At 68.5% G+C, this 20,181-nt stretch carries 15 protein-coding genes and 1 pseudogene; 4 read left to right on the top strand and 12 right to left on the bottom strand.

Going from position 1 to position 20,181, the window contains the following annotated elements; translation table 11 throughout:
* Positions 1 to 4 precede the first annotated feature (4 nt).
* Positions 5 to 490 carry a GNAT family N-acetyltransferase gene (locus DFLDMN_RS17410; protein ID WP_423196115.1) on the top strand — a complete coding sequence of 162 codons (486 nt, stop codon included), beginning with the start codon at positions 5 to 7 and terminating at the stop codon, positions 488 to 490.
* On the opposite strand, the gene DFLDMN_RS17405 is transcribed toward DFLDMN_RS17410, so the two are convergent.
* From DFLDMN_RS17405 to DFLDMN_RS17355, 11 genes are all read right to left on the bottom strand, one after another.
* Positions 480 to 1,988, bottom strand: coding sequence for an aldehyde dehydrogenase (locus DFLDMN_RS17405; protein WP_423196114.1), 1,509 nt, complete (start codon positions 1,986 to 1,988; stop codon positions 480 to 482). The genes DFLDMN_RS17410 and DFLDMN_RS17405 overlap by 11 nt on opposite strands.
* Before the next feature lie 27 nt (positions 1,989 to 2,015).
* Positions 2,016 to 3,293 (bottom strand): Zn-dependent hydrolase, encoded by a 1,278-nt coding sequence (locus DFLDMN_RS17400; protein ID WP_423196113.1) that lies wholly within the window; start codon positions 3,291 to 3,293, stop codon positions 2,016 to 2,018.
* Between the two features lie 12 nt (positions 3,294 to 3,305).
* Positions 3,306 to 4,379: a histone deacetylase family protein gene (locus DFLDMN_RS17395; protein WP_423198457.1), complete on the bottom strand. Its 1,074-nt coding sequence runs from the start codon at positions 4,377 to 4,379 to the stop codon at positions 3,306 to 3,308.
* Positions 4,380 to 4,387: 8 nt separating this feature from the next.
* Positions 4,388 to 6,115 (bottom strand): thiamine pyrophosphate-binding protein, encoded by a 1,728-nt coding sequence (locus tag DFLDMN_RS17390; protein WP_423196112.1) that lies wholly within the window; start codon positions 6,113 to 6,115, stop codon positions 4,388 to 4,390.
* The gene (locus tag DFLDMN_RS17385; RefSeq protein WP_423196111.1) at positions 6,108 to 6,413 is read right to left on the bottom strand and encodes a cupin domain-containing protein; all 306 of its coding nucleotides are present in this window, start codon (positions 6,411 to 6,413) and stop codon (positions 6,108 to 6,110) included. The genes DFLDMN_RS17390 and DFLDMN_RS17385 overlap by 8 nt, the downstream gene beginning before the upstream one ends.
* 9 nt (positions 6,414 to 6,422) lie before the next feature.
* A complete protein-coding gene (gene gabT / locus DFLDMN_RS17380) occupies positions 6,423 to 7,685 on the bottom strand; it encodes a 4-aminobutyrate--2-oxoglutarate transaminase (RefSeq protein ID WP_423196110.1) in 1,263 nt (420 codons plus the stop codon).
* A gap of 40 nt (positions 7,686 to 7,725) precedes the next feature.
* Positions 7,726 to 9,372 (bottom strand): ABC transporter ATP-binding protein, encoded by a 1,647-nt coding sequence (locus DFLDMN_RS17375; RefSeq protein ID WP_423196109.1) that lies wholly within the window; start codon positions 9,370 to 9,372, stop codon positions 7,726 to 7,728.
* An 8-nt stretch (positions 9,373 to 9,380) separates the two neighbouring features.
* A complete protein-coding gene (locus DFLDMN_RS17370; RefSeq protein WP_423196108.1) occupies positions 9,381 to 10,220 on the bottom strand; it encodes an ABC transporter permease in 840 nt (279 codons plus the stop codon).
* Positions 10,217 to 11,221, bottom strand: a complete 1,005-nt coding sequence (locus DFLDMN_RS17365) for an ABC transporter permease (RefSeq protein ID WP_423198456.1) — start codon at positions 11,219 to 11,221, stop codon at positions 10,217 to 10,219. Before DFLDMN_RS17365 ends, DFLDMN_RS17370 begins: the two co-directional genes overlap by 4 nt.
* A 202-nt stretch (positions 11,222 to 11,423) precedes the next feature.
* Positions 11,424 to 13,022: an ABC transporter substrate-binding protein gene (locus tag DFLDMN_RS17360; protein WP_423196107.1), complete on the bottom strand. Its 1,599-nt coding sequence runs from the start codon at positions 13,020 to 13,022 to the stop codon at positions 11,424 to 11,426.
* A gap of 133 nt (positions 13,023 to 13,155) precedes the next feature.
* Entirely contained in the window at positions 13,156 to 14,493 is a 1,338-nt protein-coding gene (locus DFLDMN_RS17355) for an ArgE/DapE family deacylase (protein ID WP_423196106.1), read from the bottom strand.
* Between the two features lie 100 nt (positions 14,494 to 14,593).
* Here DFLDMN_RS17355 and DFLDMN_RS17350 point away from each other — a divergent pair, with 100 nt between their 5' ends.
* Both DFLDMN_RS17350 and DFLDMN_RS17345 read left to right on the top strand, forming a co-directional pair.
* A complete protein-coding gene (locus DFLDMN_RS17350; RefSeq protein WP_423196105.1) occupies positions 14,594 to 16,189 on the top strand; it encodes a PLP-dependent aminotransferase family protein in 1,596 nt (531 codons plus the stop codon).
* Between the two features lie 140 nt (positions 16,190 to 16,329).
* Positions 16,330 to 17,758: pseudogene (locus tag DFLDMN_RS17345) on the top strand (FAD-binding oxidoreductase).
* A gap of 48 nt (positions 17,759 to 17,806) precedes the next feature.
* Here DFLDMN_RS17345 and purM read toward each other — a convergent pair.
* Entirely contained in the window at positions 17,807 to 18,859 is a 1,053-nt protein-coding gene (gene purM, locus DFLDMN_RS17340) for a phosphoribosylformylglycinamidine cyclo-ligase (RefSeq protein ID WP_423196104.1), read from the bottom strand.
* A 159-nt stretch (positions 18,860 to 19,018) separates the two neighbouring features.
* On the opposite strand from purM, the gene DFLDMN_RS17335 reads away from it, so the two are divergent.
* Entirely contained in the window at positions 19,019 to 20,089 is a 1,071-nt protein-coding gene (locus tag DFLDMN_RS17335) for an AI-2E family transporter (protein ID WP_423196103.1), read from the top strand.
* Positions 20,090 to 20,181: the final 92 nt, after the last annotated feature.

The raw sequence follows: 20,181 nt of genomic DNA, 5'->3' as shown, positions 1-20,181 counted from the left end.
CCCCATGTCCACCCAGTACACGCTACGCCCCGCCACCCCCGCCGACAGCGCCACCCTGTTCCGCCTGATCGCCGCGCTGGCCGAATACGAAAAGCTGACGCACCTGGTCGAAGCCACCCCGGAGAAGATTGAACAGGCGCTGTTCGGCGCGCGCCCGCATGCCGAGGCCATCGTCGCCGAGGTGGACGGCAAGGCGGTCGGCTTTGCGCTGTTCTTCCACAACTTCTCGACCTTCCTGGCCAAGCCGGGGCTCTACCTCGAAGACCTGTTCGTCGAACCCGCATGGCGCGGCCATGGCCTCGGCAAGGCGATGCTGCGGTACCTCGCCGCGCTCGCGGTGGCGCGCGGCTGCGGCCGCTTCGAATGGTCGGTGCTGGACTGGAACGAACCGTCGATCCGGTTCTACCGCGCCATGGGCGCCGACGTGATGCCCGACTGGCGCATCTGCCGCGTGACCGGCGACGCGCTCGACCAGCTCGCTACAGCCTGATCCAGGTGGTCTTGAGGTCCTGGTACTTGTCGAGTGCGTGCAACGACTTGTCGCGGCCGGAACCCGACTGCCGGACGCCGCCGAACGGTACCGTGATATCGCCGTCCATATAGCAGTTGACCCACACCAGTCCCGCGCGCAACAGCCGGGAGACGCGGTGCGCGCGCGACAGATCCGCGGTCCACAGGCCGGCGCCAAGCCCATACGGCGAGTCGTTGGCCATGCGCACCACCTCCGCCTCGTGCTCGAACACCGTCACCGCGAGCACCGGGCCGAAGATCTCCTCGCGCACGATCGACAGCGTCTGCGACGGGCACTCGAAGATGGTCGGCTGCAGAAACCAGCCGCCGCTGCCGGTGCGCGCGCGCTGCCCGCCGGCGCGTAGCGTGGCGCCTTCGCGCACGCCGGCCTCGACGTACGACATCACGCGGTCGAACTGGCGGCCGTCGACGATCGCGCCCATGGCCGATGACGGATCGAGCGGATCGCCGGGCTGCATCGCCGCCGCATGCGCCTCGAGCCTGGCCATGAACGCGTCGTAAATGCCGCGCTGCACGTACAGGCGCGAACCCGCGATGCAGATCTCGCCCTGGTTGTTGAAGATGCCGATCGCCGCGGCCTGCGCGGCGCGGTCGAGGTCGGGACAGTCGTCGAACACGATATGCGGCGACTTGCCGCCGCATTCGAGCCAGACCCGCTTGAGGTTCGACTGCCCGCTGTATTCCATGAAGCGCTTGCCGGTGGCGGTGGAGCCCGTGAACGCGATGCAGTCGACATCGGCATGGCGGCCCAGCGCCTGCCCCGCTGCCGCGCCCAGCCCCGGCACCACGCTGAGCACGCCGGCCGGCACGCCCGCCTGCGCGGCCAGTTCGGCCAGCCGCAGCGCCGTCAGCGGCGACTGCTCGGCGGGCTTGAGCACCACGCTGTTGCCGGCGGCCAGCGCGGGCGCCACCTTCCAGCTCGCCATCAGCAGCGGATAGTTCCACGGCACCACCGCCGCCACCACGCCGACCGGTTCGCGCGTGATGGTAGCCAGCGTGCCGGGATCGGTCGGCGCAATCTCGTCGTAGACCTTGTCGATCGCCTCGCCGTACCACGCGTAGGTGCGCGCGGCCTCGGGAATGTCGAACAGCATGGAGTCGGCGATCGGCTTGCCCATGTCGAGCGTTTCCAGCAGCGCCAGTTCCTCCCGGTGGGCGTCGATGAGCGCGCCGAGCCGCATCAGCACGGCCTTGCGTTCGCGGCGCGGCAGGCCGGCCCAGACCCCCGCCTCGAACGCGCGGCGCGCGGCCGCTACCGCGCGATCGATGTCGGCCGCGCCGCAGGCGGCAACGCGGGCCAGGCGCTCGCCGGTGGCCGGATTGATGCAGTCGAAGGTGGCGCCATCGGCGGCATCGGTCCACGCGCCGTCGATATAGGCGCGCGCGGGGATGCGCAGCGTGCGGGCGCGCTCGCGCCACCAGGCCAGGTCGCGCAGGTTGTGCAGGTCGTCGCTCATCGCGGGGTCTCCGTCAAGGGGTCTCCGTCAAGGGGTCGTGCGGGAGGTCGTACAGCCGCCCGCGCGCGCGAGCATGGCGCCGAGCAGCACGTTGGCGCCGGCTTCCAGGTGCTCGGGCCGGGCGTCCTCGATTTCGTTATGGCTGATGCCGTCCTTGCACGGCACGAAGATCATCGCGGTGGGCGCCACGCCGGCGAGATAGACCGCGTCGTGGCCGGCACCGGTCACGATGTCCTGGTGGCGATAGCCGCGCCGCGCGGCCTCGTCGCGCACCTGCGCCACCAGCGCCGGAGCGAACGGGGTGGGCGGGAAGTACTGCACGTCGACCACCTCCACCGCGAGCGCACCCCCGGCCTGGCCGCTCAGGGTCCCGCTCGCCAGCGCCGCGCACGCCGCGCGCAGGCGCGCGTCCATCTCGGCCAGTTGTGCCGCATCCTGGTGACGCAGGTCCACCGAGAACGTGACCGCGCCAGGAATCACGTTGCGCGACGACGGGTGGACGTTGACCACGCCGACCGTGCCGCGCCCATGCGGCGCAAAGTCCTGCGCAATCTTCACCACCTCCTGCATCAGGTGGGTGGCGCCATACAGCGCATCGCGCCGCAGCGGCATCGGCGTGGGACCGGCATGCGCTTCCATGCCGGTCACGGTCACGTCGTACCAGCGCAGCCCGAGCGAGCCCGTGACCACGCCAATCACGTTGTCGGCGGCCTCCAGGATCGGGCCCTGCTCGATATGGGCCTCGAAATAGGCGCCGACCTCGCGCCCGCCGACCGGCAGCTCGCCGTCATAGCCGATCGCGCGCAACTCGTCGGCCACGCGCAGTCCGGCGCTGTCGGTCGCCTCCAGCGCGACCGACAGCGGGAACTTGCCCGCGAACACCCCCGAGCCCATCATCACCGGCACGAAGCGCGTGCCTTCCTCGTTGGTCCAGATGGCAAGTTCGAGCGGCGCCTCGGTGACCGCGCCGTGATCGTCGAGCGTGCGCATGACTTCGAGCCCGGCCAGTACGCCGAAGCAGCCGTCGAACTTGCCGCCGGTCGGCTGCGTGTCGATATGGCTGCCGGTCATCACCGGCGGCAGGCGGTTGTCGCGGCCGGCGCGGCGGCCGAAGATATTGCCCACACGGTCGACGCTGACGGTCAGGCCGGCCGCGCGCATCCAGCCGGTCACGAGGTCGCGTCCCTGCCCGTCGAGCGCGGTCAGGGCCAGGCGCGCGTTGCCACCCCTGGGGGTCGCGCCGATCCCGGCCAGCGTCATCAGCGACTGCCACAGCCGCTCCCGGTTGATCTGCATCGTTGTCATCGGATCTCCTGTTCAGGCCAGGGCCGGCGCAAAGCCGGCCAGGAACGACTCCAGCGCCATGCCGATCGCATCGACCTCATAGCCGCCCTCCTGCACCACCACGGTGGGCACGCCCAGCGCATGGATACGCTCGCCAATACCGCGATAGGCGTCGAGGCTCACGCGCAGCACGCTGATCGGATCGTGCAGATAGGTATCGAAGCCGAGCGGCAGCACCAGCGCCTGCGGCCGGTAGTCGCGCAACGCGTCGAGCGCGCTGTCGAGCGCGGACAGAAAGCCGGCATCGGCGGTGCCGTGCGCAAGCGGAAAGTTGAGGTTGTAGCCGTAGCCGGCGCCATGCCCGCGCTCGGTGGCGTAGCCGGTGTAGAACGGGTAGTAGCCGTTCGGGTCCGCGTGCAGCGAGATCGTCATGACGTCGGAGCGCTGATAGAAGATCTGCTGCGTGCCGTCGCCATGGTGCGCGTCGACATCGAGCACGGCCACCTTGTCGAAGCGCTCCAGCAGCGTCTGCGCGGCGATGGCCGAGTTGTTGACGTAGCAGAAGCCGCTCGCGCGATCGCTGTGCGCGTGGTGGCCCGAAGGACGGCACAGCGCATAGGCCATGCCGTTGCCGTCGTTGCGCGCGCACACATGGCGCGCGGCCGCCACCGCGCTGTGTGCCGAGCGCTGGATCGCGCGCCAGCTGTGCGCGCCCAGCGGGCAACTCAGGTCGCCGAGGTAGTAGCCGGCCTGTGCGATCACGCTGTCCGACGGACACGGACCGCGCCGCGTCTTGTCGATGCGTCCGTTGAGGTACGGCGACAGGTTCGGCAGGACTTCGAGGCCGGGCTCGAGCGTGGGCGAGGCCAGCGCCATCCAGCGTGCATAGGCGCTGGCCAGGAAGTCGAGATAGGCCGGACTGTGCACGGTCTCGAGCGGGGCACGGCCGTAATCCGGCGGCGCCACCACGCTGATCGCGCGCGCAGCAAGCGCGCGCTGCAGCGCGGCGGCGCGCGCGGGTACGTCGGTCGGCTCGGCCAGGCGGCCCACGCGCATGAACTGGCGCGGCTGGTGCAGCAACTGGTCATCCGAGAAGAAGGCGCGCATGGTGTGGCTCATGAGGATGCCGCCTCCGCCTGCTGGCGTGCCAGCGCGGCCGCGCGTATCCCCGACAGCGTGACGCCCGGCGCGATGCCGTCGGGCTCGTAGCGCAGCTCGATCAGCGCGGGCAGACGCTCCTGCCGCGCGAACGCGAGCGCCCGCGCAAAAGCGGCACCGAAATCCTCGTCGCGCGCGACCACCTCGCCGTGGCCGCGGTAGGCACGGATCAGCGCGGCGAACTCGGGGTTGTCGAAGCCGAGCGCAATGGTGCGGCCCGGGAACTCGCGCTCCTGGTGCGCGCGGATGGTGCCCCACATGCCGTTGTTGAACACGAGGATCACGATGCCAAGCCGGTACTGCATGGCGACCCCGAGTTCCTGCAGGTTCATCTGGAAGCAGCCGTCGCCGGCATAGCAGACCACGGTGCGCTCGGGATCTTCGAGCTTGGCCGCGATCGCGGCCGGCAGGCCGTAGCCCATCGAGCCGACGGTCGGCGCGAGGCTGGTGCCCACGCCATGAAAGCGGTGATGCGCATGGGCGAACAACGCGTAGTTGCCGGCGCCGACCGTGATGCAGGCATCGGCCGGCACGTGGTCGCGCACATGGCACGCCACGCGGTTCAGGTTGAGGGCACCGGGCGCGTCCTGGGGTACCTGCGCCGCCAGGAAACCGGCATGGGCTTCCGCCACGCGCGCGGCGGGTGATGGCGCGGATGGCAGCGTCGATGGCGGCCCCAGCGTCGACACCGCCGCGGCGAACGAGACCACATCGGCCGCGATCGGCACCGTGGCACGAAACACGCGGCCCAGTTCGTTGGCATCCGGGTAGACGTGGACGAGCCGCTGGCGCGGCAGCGGGCTCTCCACCAGCGTATAGCCTTCGGTGGTGGCCTCGCCCATGCGCGTACCGACCGCGATCAGCAGGTCCGCCGCCCGGATGCGCGCGCGCAGGTCCTCCTGCATGCCCCAGCCGACATGGCCGGCAAAGTTCGGATGATCGTTGTCGAAGCATTCGAGCCGCCGCCATGCCACCCCTGCCGGCAAGGCAAAGCGTTCGGCAAAGCCCTCGATCTGGCGCAGCGCGGCCGGCGTCCAGCCCGAGCCGCCGACCAGCAGGAACGGGCGCTCGGCCCGGGCCAGTTCGCCGGCCAGCGCGTCGAGCGCGGCCGGCGTGGGCGCGCTGGCCGCGCGCTGGTAGCGCGGCATGTCCGGCACCGTGGCGGTGCCCCACAGCGTATCCTCGGGCAGCGCCAGCACCACCGGGCCGGGGCGACCGCTGGTGGCCACCGCGAACGCGCGCGCAATGAATTCAGGAATGCGGTCGGTACGGTCGATCTGCGCGACCCACTTGGCCATCTGGCCGAACATGCGCCGGTAGTCGACTTCCTGGAACGCCTCGCGCTCGATGAAGTCGTTGCCGACCTGGCCGATAAACAGGATCATCGGCGTCGAATCCTGGAACGCCGTATGCACGGCGATGCTCGCATTGGTCGCGCCGGGGCCGCGCGTCACGAAGCAGACGCCGGGCTCGCCGGTCAGCTTGCCATGCGCCTCGGCCATATAGCCGGCACCGCTCTCCTGCCGGCACACCACCGGGGTGATCGCATCCTGGTGATCGTAGAGCGCGTCGATGCACGGCAGGTAGCTTTCGCCGGGCACCAGGAACACGCGCCTGACGCCCTGGATGCGCAGCTGCTCCACCAGGATCTGGCCGCCATTGCGCGCGCGCAGCGGACTAGGCATGGGTTCCTCCGGGCGTCTTGATCTCGATCTCGACGAACACGCATTCGCCGTCGTGACCGTTGATCACGTTGTGCTCGACGCCGGCCGGCCGATAGTAGGCGCGCCCTGCCACGAGCTGGCTCGTGACCTGGCCGTCGGGCGTCTCCAGCAGCAGCGGACCGGTCGTCATCGGCACCACCACGTAGTCGTAGCCATGGCGATGGCGGCCGGTCTCGGCACCGGGCGCGAAGCGCCATTCGGTCACGGCCACGCGCTCGTTGTCGACCTGCACGGTCGGTACAGCCTTGGGTCGGGTCATGGCGGGCTCCTAGCGCGTGAGGACGTCGGCAAGAATGTCGAGCCCCTCGTTCATGACCGCATCGGGAATGGTCAGCGGAAAGAGGAAGCGGATCACGTTGCCGTACACGCCGCACGAGAGCAGCAGCAGGCCACGTGCGAGCGCGCGGTTCTGGACTTCGCGCGTGAATTCCGGATCGGGACTGCCGTCGGCGCGGCGGAACTCCACCGCCACCATCGCGCCGATGCCGCGTACCTCGGCAATCTGCGGCACGCGCGGCTTGAGGCTTTCCAGCCGCGCCATCAGGCGCTCGCCCAGCGCGGCGCCGCGCGGGATCAACTGTTCTTCCTCGAGTACGTCGAGCACGGCCAGCGCCGAAGCCACCGCCAGCGGATTGCCCGCATAGGTGCCGCCGAGTCCGCCGGGCGCCGGCGCGTCCATGATCTCGGCGCGGCCACAAACCGCGGACAGCGGCATGCCGCCGGCCAGGCTCTTGGCCATGGTGGTGAGGTCGGGCACCACGTCGTAGTGTTCCATCGCAAACAGCTTGCCGGTGCGGCCAAAGCCGGTCTGGACCTCGTCGGCGATCAGCACGATGCCGTGCTCGTCGCACACCGCGCGCAGCATGCGCACGAATTCGGGCGGCGCCACGTTGAAGCCGCCCTCGCCCTGCACCGGCTCGAAGATCAGCGCGGCCACGCGGCGCGGATCGATATCGGCCTTGAACAGGTGCTGCAGCGCGGCCGCGGCGTCCGCCACGGTCACGCCATGCAAGGCCGACGGATACGGCGCGTGATAGACCTCGCCCGGAAACGGCCCGAAGCCCACCTTGTACGGCACGACCTTGCCGGTCAGCGCCATGCCCATCATGGTGCGGCCATGAAAGCCGCCCGAGAACGCGATCACGCCGGGGCGGCCGGTGGCCGCGCGCGCGATCTTGATGGCATTCTCGACCGCCTCGGCGCCGGTGGTAAAGAACGCGGTCTTGCGCGCGGAGCGGCCCGGCGCGCGCTGGTTGATGCGTTCGGCCAGCTCCACATAGCTCGCATACGGCACGATCTGGTACGCGGTATGGGTAAAGCGTTCCAGCTGCTGCTGCAGCGCGGCCACCAGGCGCGGATGGCGGTGGCCGGTATTGAGCACCGCGATGCCGGCGGCAAAGTCGATATAGCGCTTGCCCTCGACATCCCAGATCTCGGCGTTCTCGGCGCGGTCAGCATAGAAATTGCACATCACGCCTACCCCGCGCGGGGTGGCGGCGTCCTTGCGGCGGACCAGTTCGGCGTTCTTCATTCGGTGGCTCCAGGAGAAACTTGTGATCGGACAGGAAAGGTCATGCGGCCGCGCGGATCAGCGCCGGGTCCCAGCTCTTGCCGGGAATCGCGTCGATCAGCCGCTGCGTGTAGTCGTGTTGCGGGGCATCGAAGATCTGCGCGGGCGGGCCGGCCTCGACCACGCGCCCGCGATGCATGACGATGACCTGATGGCAGATCTGCGCGGCCACGCGCAGGTCGTGCGTGATGAAGATCAGCGCGATATCGAGGCGCTTCTGCAGGTCGGCGAGCAGCTTGAGCACCTGCGCCTGCACCGAGACGTCGAGTGCGGACACCGATTCGTCGGCCACCAGCAGGCGCGGCTCCAGCGCCAGTGCGCGCGCGATGCCGATGCGCTGGCGCTGCCCGCCCGAGAACTGGTTGGGGTAGCGGTCGAAGGCCGCGGCCTCGAGCCCGACCAGCTCCAGCAGCTCGCGTGCGCGCGCCTGCGCGCTGGCCAGCGGCACGCCGCTGGCGACCGGGCCGTCGGTGATGATGCGGCCCACGGTATGGCGCGGATTGAGCGAGGCGAACGGATCCTGGAAGATCATCTGCACCGAGCGCCGCATCGGGCGGAACTGCCGCTCCGACAACTGCGCGAGATCGCGGCCGTCGAACAGGATCTCGCCGCCATCGACCCCGGTCAGCCGCAGCAGGCATTTGCCGATGGTCGACTTGCCGGAGCCGGACTCGCCCACGATGCCGAGCGTCTCGCCGCGCCGCACGCGAAAGCTCACGCCGTCGACGGCATGGGTCACGCGCTTCTTGCTGAACAGTCCGCCGCCGGATACATATGTCTTGCGCAGGTTGCGCACCTCCAGCACGGTGCGCTCGTCGTCGCGCGCCATCTCGCGGGCGCGGCCGTGCGGCACCGCGCCGATCAGCCGGCGCGTATAGGGATGCTGCGGGTGATTGAGCACCTGGTCGGCCGCGCCGATCTCGACCAGCACGCCCTTTTCCATCACGGCCACGCGATCGGCGATCTCCGCCACCACGCCGAAGTCGTGGGTGACGAACATCACGCCCATGCCTTTCTCGGCCTGGATGCGACGGATCAGGGCCAGGATCTGCGCCTGCGTGGTGACATCGAGCGCCGTGGTGGGCTCGTCGGCGATCAGCAGCGCGGGTTCGAGCGCGAGCGCCATCGCGATCACCACGCGCTGGCGCTGGCCGCCCGACAGCCGGAACGGATACGCGTGCACGAGCGTGGCCGGATCGGGCAGGCCGACGAAGGCCAGCAACTCCAGCACCCGGCGCATGCGCGCCTCGCCAGGATAGGCGCGATGCACGCGCATGACCTCGGCAATCTGCTCGCCGACGGTCATGACCGGGTTCAGCGCCGACAGCGGCTCCTGGAACACCATCGCCATGTCCTTGCCACGCATGCCGAGCAGCGTGGCTTCGTCCAGCGTCAGCAGGTCCTTGCCCTGAAACAGGATCTGGCCGCGCTCGGGCCTGAGATAGGACGGCAGCAGGCCCATGATCGCGTTGGCGCTCATCGACTTGCCCGAGCCGGATTCGCCGACGATGCACAGGATCTCGCCGGCATGGAGGTCGTACGAGATATCGCGGACCGCATGGGGGCGGTCTCCGCCCGCCGGCAGGGCGATCGACAGGTCGCGGATGGACAGCAGCGGTTCCATCGTGGAGGGGGTAGGCGTATTCATGGAGGACCTCACTCGCCGCGCCGGCGCAGCTGGGGGTTCATGGCGTCGTTGAGCCCTTCGCCGATCAGGTTGATGGCCAGCACCGTGAGCAGGATGGCCACGCCGGGCCACACGCTCATCCACCACGCCTCGCGGATCATGGTGCGCGCGGCGCCGATCATGAAGCCCCAGCTCATCATGTTGCGGTCGCCCAGGCCGAGGAACGACAGCGCCGACTCGGTCAGGATCGCGGTGGCCACCATGAACGACGCCGACACGATGATCGGCGACATCGCATTGGGCAGGATCTGGGTCAGGATGATGCGCAGCGGACGCTGGCCGATCACGATCGCGGCCTGGACGAATTCGCGCTGCTTGAGCGAGAGGAACTCGCCGCGCACGAGGCGCGCCACGGGCGGCCACGACACCACCGAGATCGCGCCGACGATCGAGTAGATCGACGGGTTGAAGATGGCCACGATCACCACCGCCATCGCCAGCTGCGGAATGGTCTGGAAGAATTCGGTAAAGCGCATCAGCGCGTCGTCGATGCGGCCGCCGCAATAACCGGCCACCGCCCCCACCAGCACGCCGAGCACCAGCGCCACCGCGGTGGAGATCACGCCCACCAGCAGCGAGACGCGCGCGCCGTAGAGCAGGCCGGCGGTAATGTCGCGGCCGAGCATGTCGGTGCCGAACGGGTAGGCGGCATCGGTGAATGGCTTCAGCAGCGGGTCCGCCACCATCAGCCATGGCGACTCCTCGTAGAGCAGCGGCGCCAGGAACGACACCGCGATCACGGCGAGCAGCACCAGCAGGCCCGCCACGGCGCCGTAGTTGCGGCAGTAGCGTCGGAAGAACGAAGTCATGCGGTAGCCTCCTTGCCGCCCACGGCGATACGGGGGTCGATCAGGCGGTAGATCAGGTCGGTGACGAGGTTGAAGAACACCACCAGCGTCGAGGTCACGAAGAAGATGCCGAGCAGCAGCTGGTAGTCGCGCTGCAGCAGCGCGTCGAACATCAGCCGGCCGATGCCGGGCCACGAGAACACGGTTTCGGTCAGCACCGCGCCGCCGGCCATCTGGCCGAGCTGGATGCCCGCGAAGGTGATGACCGGCAGCAGCGCGTTGCGCAGCACGTGCACGCGGATCACGCGGCGGGCCGGCACGCCCTTGGCGCGCGCGGTCTTGACGAAGTCCATGCCCATCACCTCGAGCATCGAGGCGCGCGTGAGGCGGACGTACACCGCCATGAAGAAGCAGCCGAGCGAGACGGTCGGCAATACCAGGTGGAGCGCGATGTCCTGCACGCGCGCCAGGCCCGTATAGCCGGCCCCGACCGACTCCATGCCAAACGCGGGCAGCCAGCCCAGCACCACCGAGAACAGGATGATGGCCATCAGCGACAGCCAGAACAGCGGCGTGGCATAGAGCAGCAGCGCGCCGGACATCACCGCGCTGTCGATCCAGCGCCGGCGGTTTTCGTAGCGCGTGCGCGCCGCCAGCACGCCCAGCAGGACGCCCAGCACGATGGAGAACACGAAGGCGCCGCTCATCAGCAGGAACGTGGCCGGCAGGCGGTCCAGGATCAGGTCCAGCACCGGCAGGTGGTTGCGGTACGAGTAGCCGAGGTCGAGCCGCGCCACGCCCTTGAGATAGATGCCGAGCTGCGTGATCACCGGCTGATCGAGGCCGAACTGCTCGCGCAACTGCGCCACGTAGGTCGCGTCGCCGGCACCGGCCTCACCCGCCATGACGGTGGCGGGGTCGCCCGGCGCCAGCCGGATCAGGAAGAAGTTGATGATCACCACGCCCAGCACCACCACGATGGCCTTGCCGAGCCGGGACAGGAAAAACGACAGGAAATTCACGGCAACCTCCGTGGCGATGAACGATGGGAGCGGAAACGGATGGAACGGCCTGGCCGCACTAGTGGGCCGCTCGCCCGCTGCCGTCAGCCACTGCGGCGCCACTGTGACGCCACTGCTGCGCCACTGTGGCGCCACGGCTGCGTCATTGCGGCGTGACCGCGGGGCGGCAGCGGGGAGACGGCAGGCGAGCGGCGCCGCGGCCTCAGTTCTTCTCGATCGACACGTTGTCGAACGACTCGTTGAGACCGATCGCGGTGGTCACGAGGTTCTTGACGTTCTTGCGGTACAGCGTCGGGAATTCGATCTCGAACAGGTTGGCGTTGGCCACGTCCGTCACCAGGATCTTCTGTACCTCGCTATACAGCTTCTGGCGCTCGGCGGGATCCATGGTCACGCCGGCCTTGGCCCACAGCGCATCGGCCTGCGGGTTGCTGTAGCCCTGCACGTTGGCGAACGGCGTGCCCTTGACGATATTGCGCGTCACGTACAGGCGCTCGACGCCCAGCGCGGGATCGCCGTACTGATACGTGTAGGTGATGGTGAGGTCGAAGTCCCAGTTGCCGGTGCGCGCGGCCCAGGTGCCGGCGTCGGCCGATTCGATGCTGATGTTGAAGCCAAGCTGGCCGAGCATCTGCTTGACGTATTCGTCGAGACGATCCCAGTTGGCGCCGTACGAGGTCGACAGGATCTTGACCGGGTACTGGCTCACGTCCACGCCCGACTCCTTGATCAGCTCGCGGGCGCGCTTGAGGTTGAAGTCGTACGACGGCATGTTCTTGTCGAAGAACAGCGTCGACGAGGCGAACGGGCTGACCGCGGGCTTGCCCATGCCGAAGAAGATGTTGTCGACGATCAGCTTGCGGTTGAGCGCATGCATGACCGCCTGGCGCACCTTCACATTGTTGAACGGCGGCTTGCGCTCGTTGAGCAGCATGCTCGCCATCGGCGCGAACAGCTCCCAGCCCTTGGTGGTGTACTCCACGTTGGGCAGCGCACGCAGGCGCTTGACGTCGACGTTGTCGACATCGCCGCCGCGCAGCACCTGCACGTCGCCCTTCTCGAACGCCACCGCGCGCGAGGCCGAGTCGGGAATCACGTAGAACACGAGCTCGTCGAGGTAGGGCTTGCCCTTCTTCCAGTAGTTCGGGTTCTTCACCAGCTTGATATAGGCGCCCTTCTTCCATTCCTTGAACATGAACGGACCGGTGCCCACCGGCTTCTGGTTGGCGGGGTTGTTGCGGTAGTCGGTGCCTTCGTAGAGATGCTTCGGCATCATCGGCATGGTGCCGGTCTCGAACATCGAGATGAACGGCGGGAACGGTTCCTTGAGCTTGATCTCGACCGTGGTGTCGTTGACCGCGCGGATCGACTCCATGTACTTGTTGATGACGGCGCGCGTGCGCACGTGCACCTCGCGCAGCAGCTTGTCGATCGAGAACACCACGTCGGCGGATGTGAACGGCTTGCCGTCATGCCACTTGACGCCGTTCTGCAGCTCGAAGGTGTAGGTCAGGCCATCGGGCGAGATCTTCCACGATTTGGCCAGCTCGGGGTGCGGCTTGAGGTCGGGGCCATAGGTCAGCAGGCCCTGGTAGATCTTGCCGGCGACGTATTGCGTGGGCGCCTGCGAATTGAGCGCGCTGACGAGCGTGGGCGGCTCGGGCTGGACGATGCCGGACAGTGTGCCGCCCGTGGTCTGGGCTGGCGCGGCGCCGCTCGCGAGCGTGGCCGCCGCGAGAAAGGCCATCGACATCAGGCTCCCCCTGATGCGCGTCTTGACGCTGGCAGTGATGCGTTTCATCGGTCTTTCCTTGTATCTTCGAACGTTCTCTGGACGATTTCTGGACGAGCGCGGGCAACGGCTACCGGCCGCGCCATGCGGCTCGTGTTCCAGGGGCGGTACTGCTACGGGTGAGAAAAGAAGCGGTGCGGAATCAGTCCACGGCGGGCTCCACGCCACACCAGTCGTGCAGGAACTGCGCGAACGTGGTGGCGACGCGCACCATGCTCTCGATCGACACCGACTCGTCGATGCCGTGGATATTGCGTGCCTCGGGGCCGTAGCAGGTGACCGGCGTATCGAGCGTGAGGCGGAAGTGGCGCGCGTCGGTGGTGGCGGTGGAAGCCTGGCGCGGTGCCGGCACGCCGTGCACCTTGCGGTGCGCCGCGTCCAGTGCCTGCATCGGCGGTACCTCGAGATCGAACTCGCAGCCGGGCGCGTGGAAGCCTTCGTAACGGATCTCGAGCGACAGGTTGCTGGCCAGCCGCGCCACCGTCGCGCGCACGCGCGCGGCCACGGCGGCCTTGGCATCGTTCACGTCCATGTGCGGATAGAAGCCGATGCGCACGCCGAGAGTGCAGGTGCACGGCACCGACGAGTTCCACTCGCCGCCATGGATCTGGCCCAGATTGAAGTTGATCGGGTGGGCATGATCGCGATAGACCGCGGGACGGTTCTCGGGCAGGTTCCACTCCGCTTCGAGCTCGCGCAGGTCCGCCATCACCGCCACACCGGCCTCGATCGGGTTCACGCCGGTGGTCATGTAGGCCGCGTGCGCGGGATGCCCGGTCAGTTCGACGAACATCCAGAACACGCCCATCTGCGCGCTCATCAGTCCTTCGCCAAGCGGCTCGGGAATCAGCACGGTATCGAACGATGCCAGCTTGCCCGCGCCCACGGCGTGGCGCAGCGCGGCCACGCTCGCGAGCGCGCCGTTGCCGGTGTTCTCTTCCTCCAGCACCGCGTTGAACCCCACCGCACCCGCCGGTTGCACGCCAAGCTCGCGCAGCGCCTTGTACGCGGCCAGCGCGCACACGATGCCGGCTTTCATGTCGCCGGCGCCGCGGCCGAACAGCCAGCCATCCTCGACGTAAGGCGCAAACGGTGGGCGGCGCCACATCGACTCGGGTCCGGTCGGCACCACGTCGAGGTGGCCGTTGAACAGCACCGAGCGGCCGCCACGCGCGGCGGGACGATGCGTGGCGAGCAGGTTGTAGCGGCCACCGTCGGGACAGCACGCGGGCGAGTACAGCGGCAGCGACCTGAGCGCGGCGCTGTCGAGCACGATGCGCTCGGAGGCCAGGCCAAGCTCGGCAAGCAGGCGCTCCATCACGTCGACCGCCGGCTGCTCCTTGCCGGACGGGCTCGGCGCGGCCACCAGGTCCGACAGCGTGGTCACCATGTACGGCGTCAGCGCGCGTACGGCGGCGGCAATGGTCTCGGTGGACAGCGTCGCGGCATCGGCTGATGCCAGGGCTGCGGCATTCGACATGAACCCTCCGGCAAGAAAAACTTCGTCAACACGGATGGAAAAGTAGCCGATGGTTGGTACCATCGGTAGGTCCATGTTTTCATTTTTGCCCGGAGCCATTTTGAAAGAGACCCTGCTTTCGGAGCTGCTGCTGCAACGTCTGGAGCGCCGTGACCACGCGCTGACGGGCAAATCGGGCGAACACATGAACCGCCAGCTGTACGCCATCATTCGCCAGGAAATCCTTGCTGGCGCAGTGCCCGCGGGCAGCAAGCTGCCGGCCTCGCGCATGCTGGCGAAGGACATCGGGGTCTCGCGCAACACGGTGCTCTATGCGTACGAGCAACTGCTGGCGGAAGGCTATGTCACGGCCTCGACCGGGAGTGGCACCTTCGTGTCGCATACCGTTCCCGACCATCGTGCATTGCACAACGCCAGTGCGCACCATGGCACCATCGATGTGCCAGCACCGCAGCAGAATCCCAACCGCTTTGCGTTATCGCGCCGCGGCCAGCATCTGGTTTCCCACGCGAGTGCATCGGATCGCCAATGGGGTGCGTTCGTCGCGGGCGTGCCCGATGTATCGCTGTTCCCGCATGGCGTGTGGGCGCGGCTGCTGAACAAGCACTGGCGTCATCCCAGCCCGCAACTGCTGACGTATGCGCACAACGGCGGCTACGCGCCGCTCAAGAAATTGCTGGCGGAACATCTGCGCCTGGTGCGCTCGGTGCGATGCGAGCCGGACCAGATCATCCTGACCACCGGCATTCACCAGGCGGTGGACCTGATCGCGCGACTGCTGGCGGACCCCGGTGACAAGGCCTGGATGGAGGACCCTGGCTACTGGGGCACGCGCAGCCTGCTGCACAGCGCGGGCGTGGAGCCGATTCCGGTGCCGGTGGACGACGAAGGCATCGCGCCGCACGCCGCCACCCTGCAGGACCCGCCGCGCTTTATCTTCGTCACGCCGTCGCATCAGTATCCGCTCGGCATGATGATGAGCCTGTCGCGCCGGCGCATGCTGCTCGAATACGCGCGCCAGCGCGGCGCGTGGATCGTCGAGGACGACTACGACAGCGAGTTCCGCTTCGAGGGCCGCCCGGTGGCATCGCTGCAGGGGCTCGACGACAACGACCGCGTGATCTACATGGGCACGTTCTCGAAGACCCTGTTCCCGGGCCTGCGCATGGGCTTCATGGTGCTGCCCAAACCGCTCGCGCCGCACTTCGCCATGGCGTTGTCCGAGCTCTATCGCGAAGGCCAGCTCGTGCAGCAGGCGGTGCTGGCGGACTTTATCGAGGAAGGCCACTACGCCACGCATATCCGCCGCATGCGGCAACGCTATGCACAGCGGCAGGCGCTGCTGCGCGAGGCGATCGCCACGCGCTTTGGCGAGGACTGGCCCACCTCGACGCACGAGGCCGGCCTGCATATGGTGATGCACCTGCCGCGCGATGCCGACGACCTCGGCATCAGCATGGCCGCGCGCACGCAGGGACTGTCGGCGCGGCCGCTGTCGCGCTACTACAGCGAGGGCGCCCAGGTGCAGCAGGGCCTGCTGCTCGGCTACGCGTGCGTGCCCGAGGCGGAGATCGCGCCCGCGTTCCGCAAGCTGGCCGAGGTCATCGAGCCCGCGCTCGAACATCTCGCGCGCACGCAGGAACCGCGCCGGTCGATCGCGGACCGCATCAGCGCGGAGGCGTGGAGCGGCGCTTAGCCGGGCGCAGGTGGTGCAGGTGGCTCACGTCGGACACGGACCGCATCCGGCGGTGGCGCCATGGCGCCGGCGGCGATTGGCTCTTACCCGCGCCGTCGCCGGCGCCTACGATGGCAGGCTTCCGTTCCTGCCGACGTCCAATGCCTGCCGACACGCTGCTCTCCGAACTTGCCGCGCACCTCAATACGCATCTCGACCCGGGCGCCCTGCAAACAGGTTCCACGATCGAGCCGCGCTTTTACCGCGACTGGTACGGCGCGCCGGACACGCCCGACACGCCACCGCTGGCGGTGGCGCGCCCCCGCACCACCGACGCGGTCGCGGCGGTGCTCGCCTGCTGTCAGCGTCATGGCCAGCCGGTGGTGCCACAAGGCGGCCTGACCGGCCTGGCCGGCGCGGCCACCCCCGACCACGGGCGAAGTGGTCCTGTCGCTCGAACGCATGCGCGGCATCGAGGAGATCGACACGGCGGCGGGCACCATGACCGTGCTGGCGGGTACCACCCTGCAGGCCGCGCAGGACGCCGCGCGCGCGGCGGGATGGCTGCTCGCGGTGGACCTCGGCGCGCGCGGCAGTTGCCAGATCGGCGGCAATATCGCCACCAACGCAGGCGGCAACCGCGTGATCCGCTACGGCATGATGCGCGAGCAGGTGCTCGGGCTCGAGGTGGTGCTGGCCGACGGCACGGTGCTGACCTCGCTCAACAAGATGCAGAAGAACAATGCCGGCTACGACCTGCGCCAGTGGTTTATCGGCAGCGAAGGCACGCTCGGCGTGATCACGCGCGCGGTACTGCGGCTGGCGCCGCTGCCCGGCGCCACCCAGACCGCGCTATGCGCGCTGGGCGATTATGAAGCCGTGGTCGGACTGCTGCGTCATGCGCAGCATGCGCTGGCGGGCCGCGTCTCCGCCTTCGAGGTCATGTGGTCCGACTACTACCGACTGGTCACCACGCGCATGCCAGGCGTGCGCGCGCCGCTGCCGCCCGGGCATGCGCACTACGTACTGCTCGACCTGCAGGGGGGCGACGATGCCGCCGACGCCGCCGCCTTCGAGCGGATGCTGGAAACCGCGATGGACGCGGGCCTGATCGCCGACGCGGCCATCGCCGCCAGCCACAAGGAGGCCGACAGCTTCTGGCAACTGCGCGACGCGGTGGCGGAATTTCCGCAGCGCTGGGCGCCCAATGCGGGCTTCGATGTGAGCGTGCCGATCGGCGCCATCGGCCGCTTTGCCGACGCGATACGCGACGACGTGCGCGCCCGCTGGCCGGCTGCCGAGCTGGTCAACTTCGGCCATGTGGGCGACAGCAACCTGCATGTCGGGGTGCACCTGCCCGGCGTCGATGCCGCGGGGTTTCCCGGCCATGCGATCGAGGCGGCAGTCTACGAGGTGGTGCGGCGCTTTGGCGGCAGCGTGTCGGCCGAGCATGGCATCGGCTTCCACAAGAAGCCGTATCTCGCGTACTCGCGCACGGCCGCGGAGCTGGAGACGATGCGGCGGATCAAGCGAATGCTCGATCCGGCGGGAATCCTGAACCGGGGACGGGTGTTCGACTGGGAGGGCTGAGCCCCCTCCCCGTGCCACCCCCGGTACCCGTTACATCCAGTACGGTCGTTACACCACGACCGTCTGCGGCTGGCCTTCGGCGCGCTCGCGAATCTCACCGATCTGCCACACCGCCTCGCCAGCGGCCTGCAGATGACGGAGCGCGCGTTCGGCGTCGTCCTTGGCCACGATCACCACCATGCCGATGCCGCAGTTGAACACGCGGTGCATCTCGGCGTCGGCCACGCGGCCCTGGGCCTGGAGCCACTGGAACAGCGGCGGCAGCGTCCAGGCGTCGCGCTGGATCACCGCCGCGAGGTTCTCGGGCAGCACGCGCGGCACGTTCTCGGTCAGGCCGCCGCCGGTGATATGGGCCATGCCCTTGACCGGCAGCGTCTCGATCAGCGACAGCAGCGGCTTCACGTAGATGCGCGTGGGCGCCATGATGGCGTCCTGCAGGCGCTGGCCGTGGAAGTCCGCGTCGAGGTCGGGACGGGCCACCTCGATGATCTTGCGCACCAGCGAATAGCCGTTGGAATGCGCGCCCGAGGACGCCAGACCGAGCACCACGTCGCCCGGGGCGATCGACTTGCCGTCGATGATCTTGCGCTTTTCCACCGCGCCTACCGCAAAGCCGGCCAGGTCGTACTCGCCGTCCGGGTACATGGTCGGCATTTCGGCGGTCTCTCCGCCGATCAGCGCGCAGCCGGCCAGCTCGCAACCATGGGCGATGCCCTGGATCACGGTGGCGGCGGTGTCCACGTCGAGCTTGCCGCAGGCAAAGTAGTCGAGGAAGAACAGCGGCTCGGCGCCCTGCACGAGGATGTCGTTGACGCTCATGGCCACCAGGTCCTGGCCCACCGTGTCGTGACGGTTCAGCTGGAACGCCAGCTTGAGCTTGGTGCCCACGCCGTCGGTGCCGGACACCAGCACCGGCTCCTGGTATTTCTTCGACAGCTCGAACAACGCGCCGAAGCCGCCGATGCCCGCCATCACGCCCTCGCGCAGGGTGCGCTTGGCAAAGGGCTTGATGCGGTCGACCAGGGCGTCGCCGGCGTCGATGTCAACACCGGCGTCGCGGTAGGAAAGGCCTGCCTGGCCGGTGGGCGAAGATGCGCTCATAGGAGTCCTGCTTGACTTGGAGGAGTTGGGTCCGGACCGCCGGGGGCTGCCGCGGGTGATGCGGGAGGCAGGCGAGAGTCCAGTAGAATCGCGATTTTAACGGATACAGGCACCCGGCTTCCAGTTCCGGCCCGCGCGGCCCCCGGCGGCCCTCCCCCGATGAACGCTCCCCTGCTCTCGCAAGACGCCAAACGTATCCTCGTGTGGATCGTGGTGGCCGCGGCGCTGTTTGCCGCAATCGTGGCCCTGGCGCCGGTGCTGACGCCGTTCCTGATCGCGTTCATCTTCGCCTATATCCTCAATCCCGGGGTGGACTGGCTGCAGCGGCGGCGCGTGCCGCGCTTCCTCGGCGTGACGCTGATGATCGGGCTGCTGGCGGTCGTCCTGGTGCTGCTGGTGCTGCTGCTGATCGCCGTGCTCCAGCGCGAGGTACCGCAGTTGCGCGAGCAGCTGCCGATCCTGTTGCAGAAACTCAACAACGTGGTGGCGCCGCGCCTGGCGGAGTTCGGCGTGCGCGTGCGCTTCGACTTCCCGGGCCTGCGCAACATGCTGTCGGACCGCTTTGCGGCGAGTCCCGAAGACCTGCTGACCATGCTGCTGAACTATGCGCGCGTGTCCGGCTCGGCGCTGCTGGAAGTGGCCGGTCTGCTGTTCGTGGTGCCGATCGTCATGTTCTACCTGATGATGGACTGGCACATGGTGATGCAGCGCATCGAGCGGCTGGTGCCGCGCCGCTGGGTGCCCAAGGTGCGCGAGCTGACCAACGAGACCGACAGGTTGCTGTCGCAGTACCTGCGCGGGCAGATCCTGGTGATGGTGATCCTCGCGGCGCTCTACTCGATCGGCCTGACCCTGGCCGGCTTCGACGTGGGCGTGCCGGTCGGCATCTTCACCGGGCTGGCCGTGTTCATACCTTATATCGGCTTCGGCGTGGGCCTGGCGCTGGCGATCCTGGCCGCACTGCTGCAATTCGGCAACTGGTACGGCATCGGGGCGGTCGCGGTGGTATACGGCATCGGCCAATTCGTGGAAAGCTTCTACCTGACGCCGCGGCTGGTGGGCGAGCGCATCGGGCTGCACCCGCTGGTGGTGATTTTTGCCTTGCTGGCGTTCGGCCAGCTGTTCGGCTTCTTCGGCGTGCTGCTGGCGCTGCCGACCTGCGCGGTGCTGCTGGTGGCCGCGCGCCAGTTGCGGCGGGTGTACGTGGCGAGCGACCTCTATCGCAACTAGGCGGGCCGGCGTGGACACTGCGTTGAAACGGCGCCGGCACCGGGCGGCCCAGCTTACCCCTATCGAGAATTTCACATGCACCGTTGTGGTGC

This window comes from Cupriavidus sp. H19C3 (genome assembly GCF_049393815.1).
Lineage (GTDB): Bacteria > Pseudomonadota > Gammaproteobacteria > Burkholderiales > Burkholderiaceae > Cupriavidus.
The sequence above is the reverse complement of the archived record's forward strand: the minus strand, read 5'-3'. Positions and strand labels throughout refer to the sequence as shown.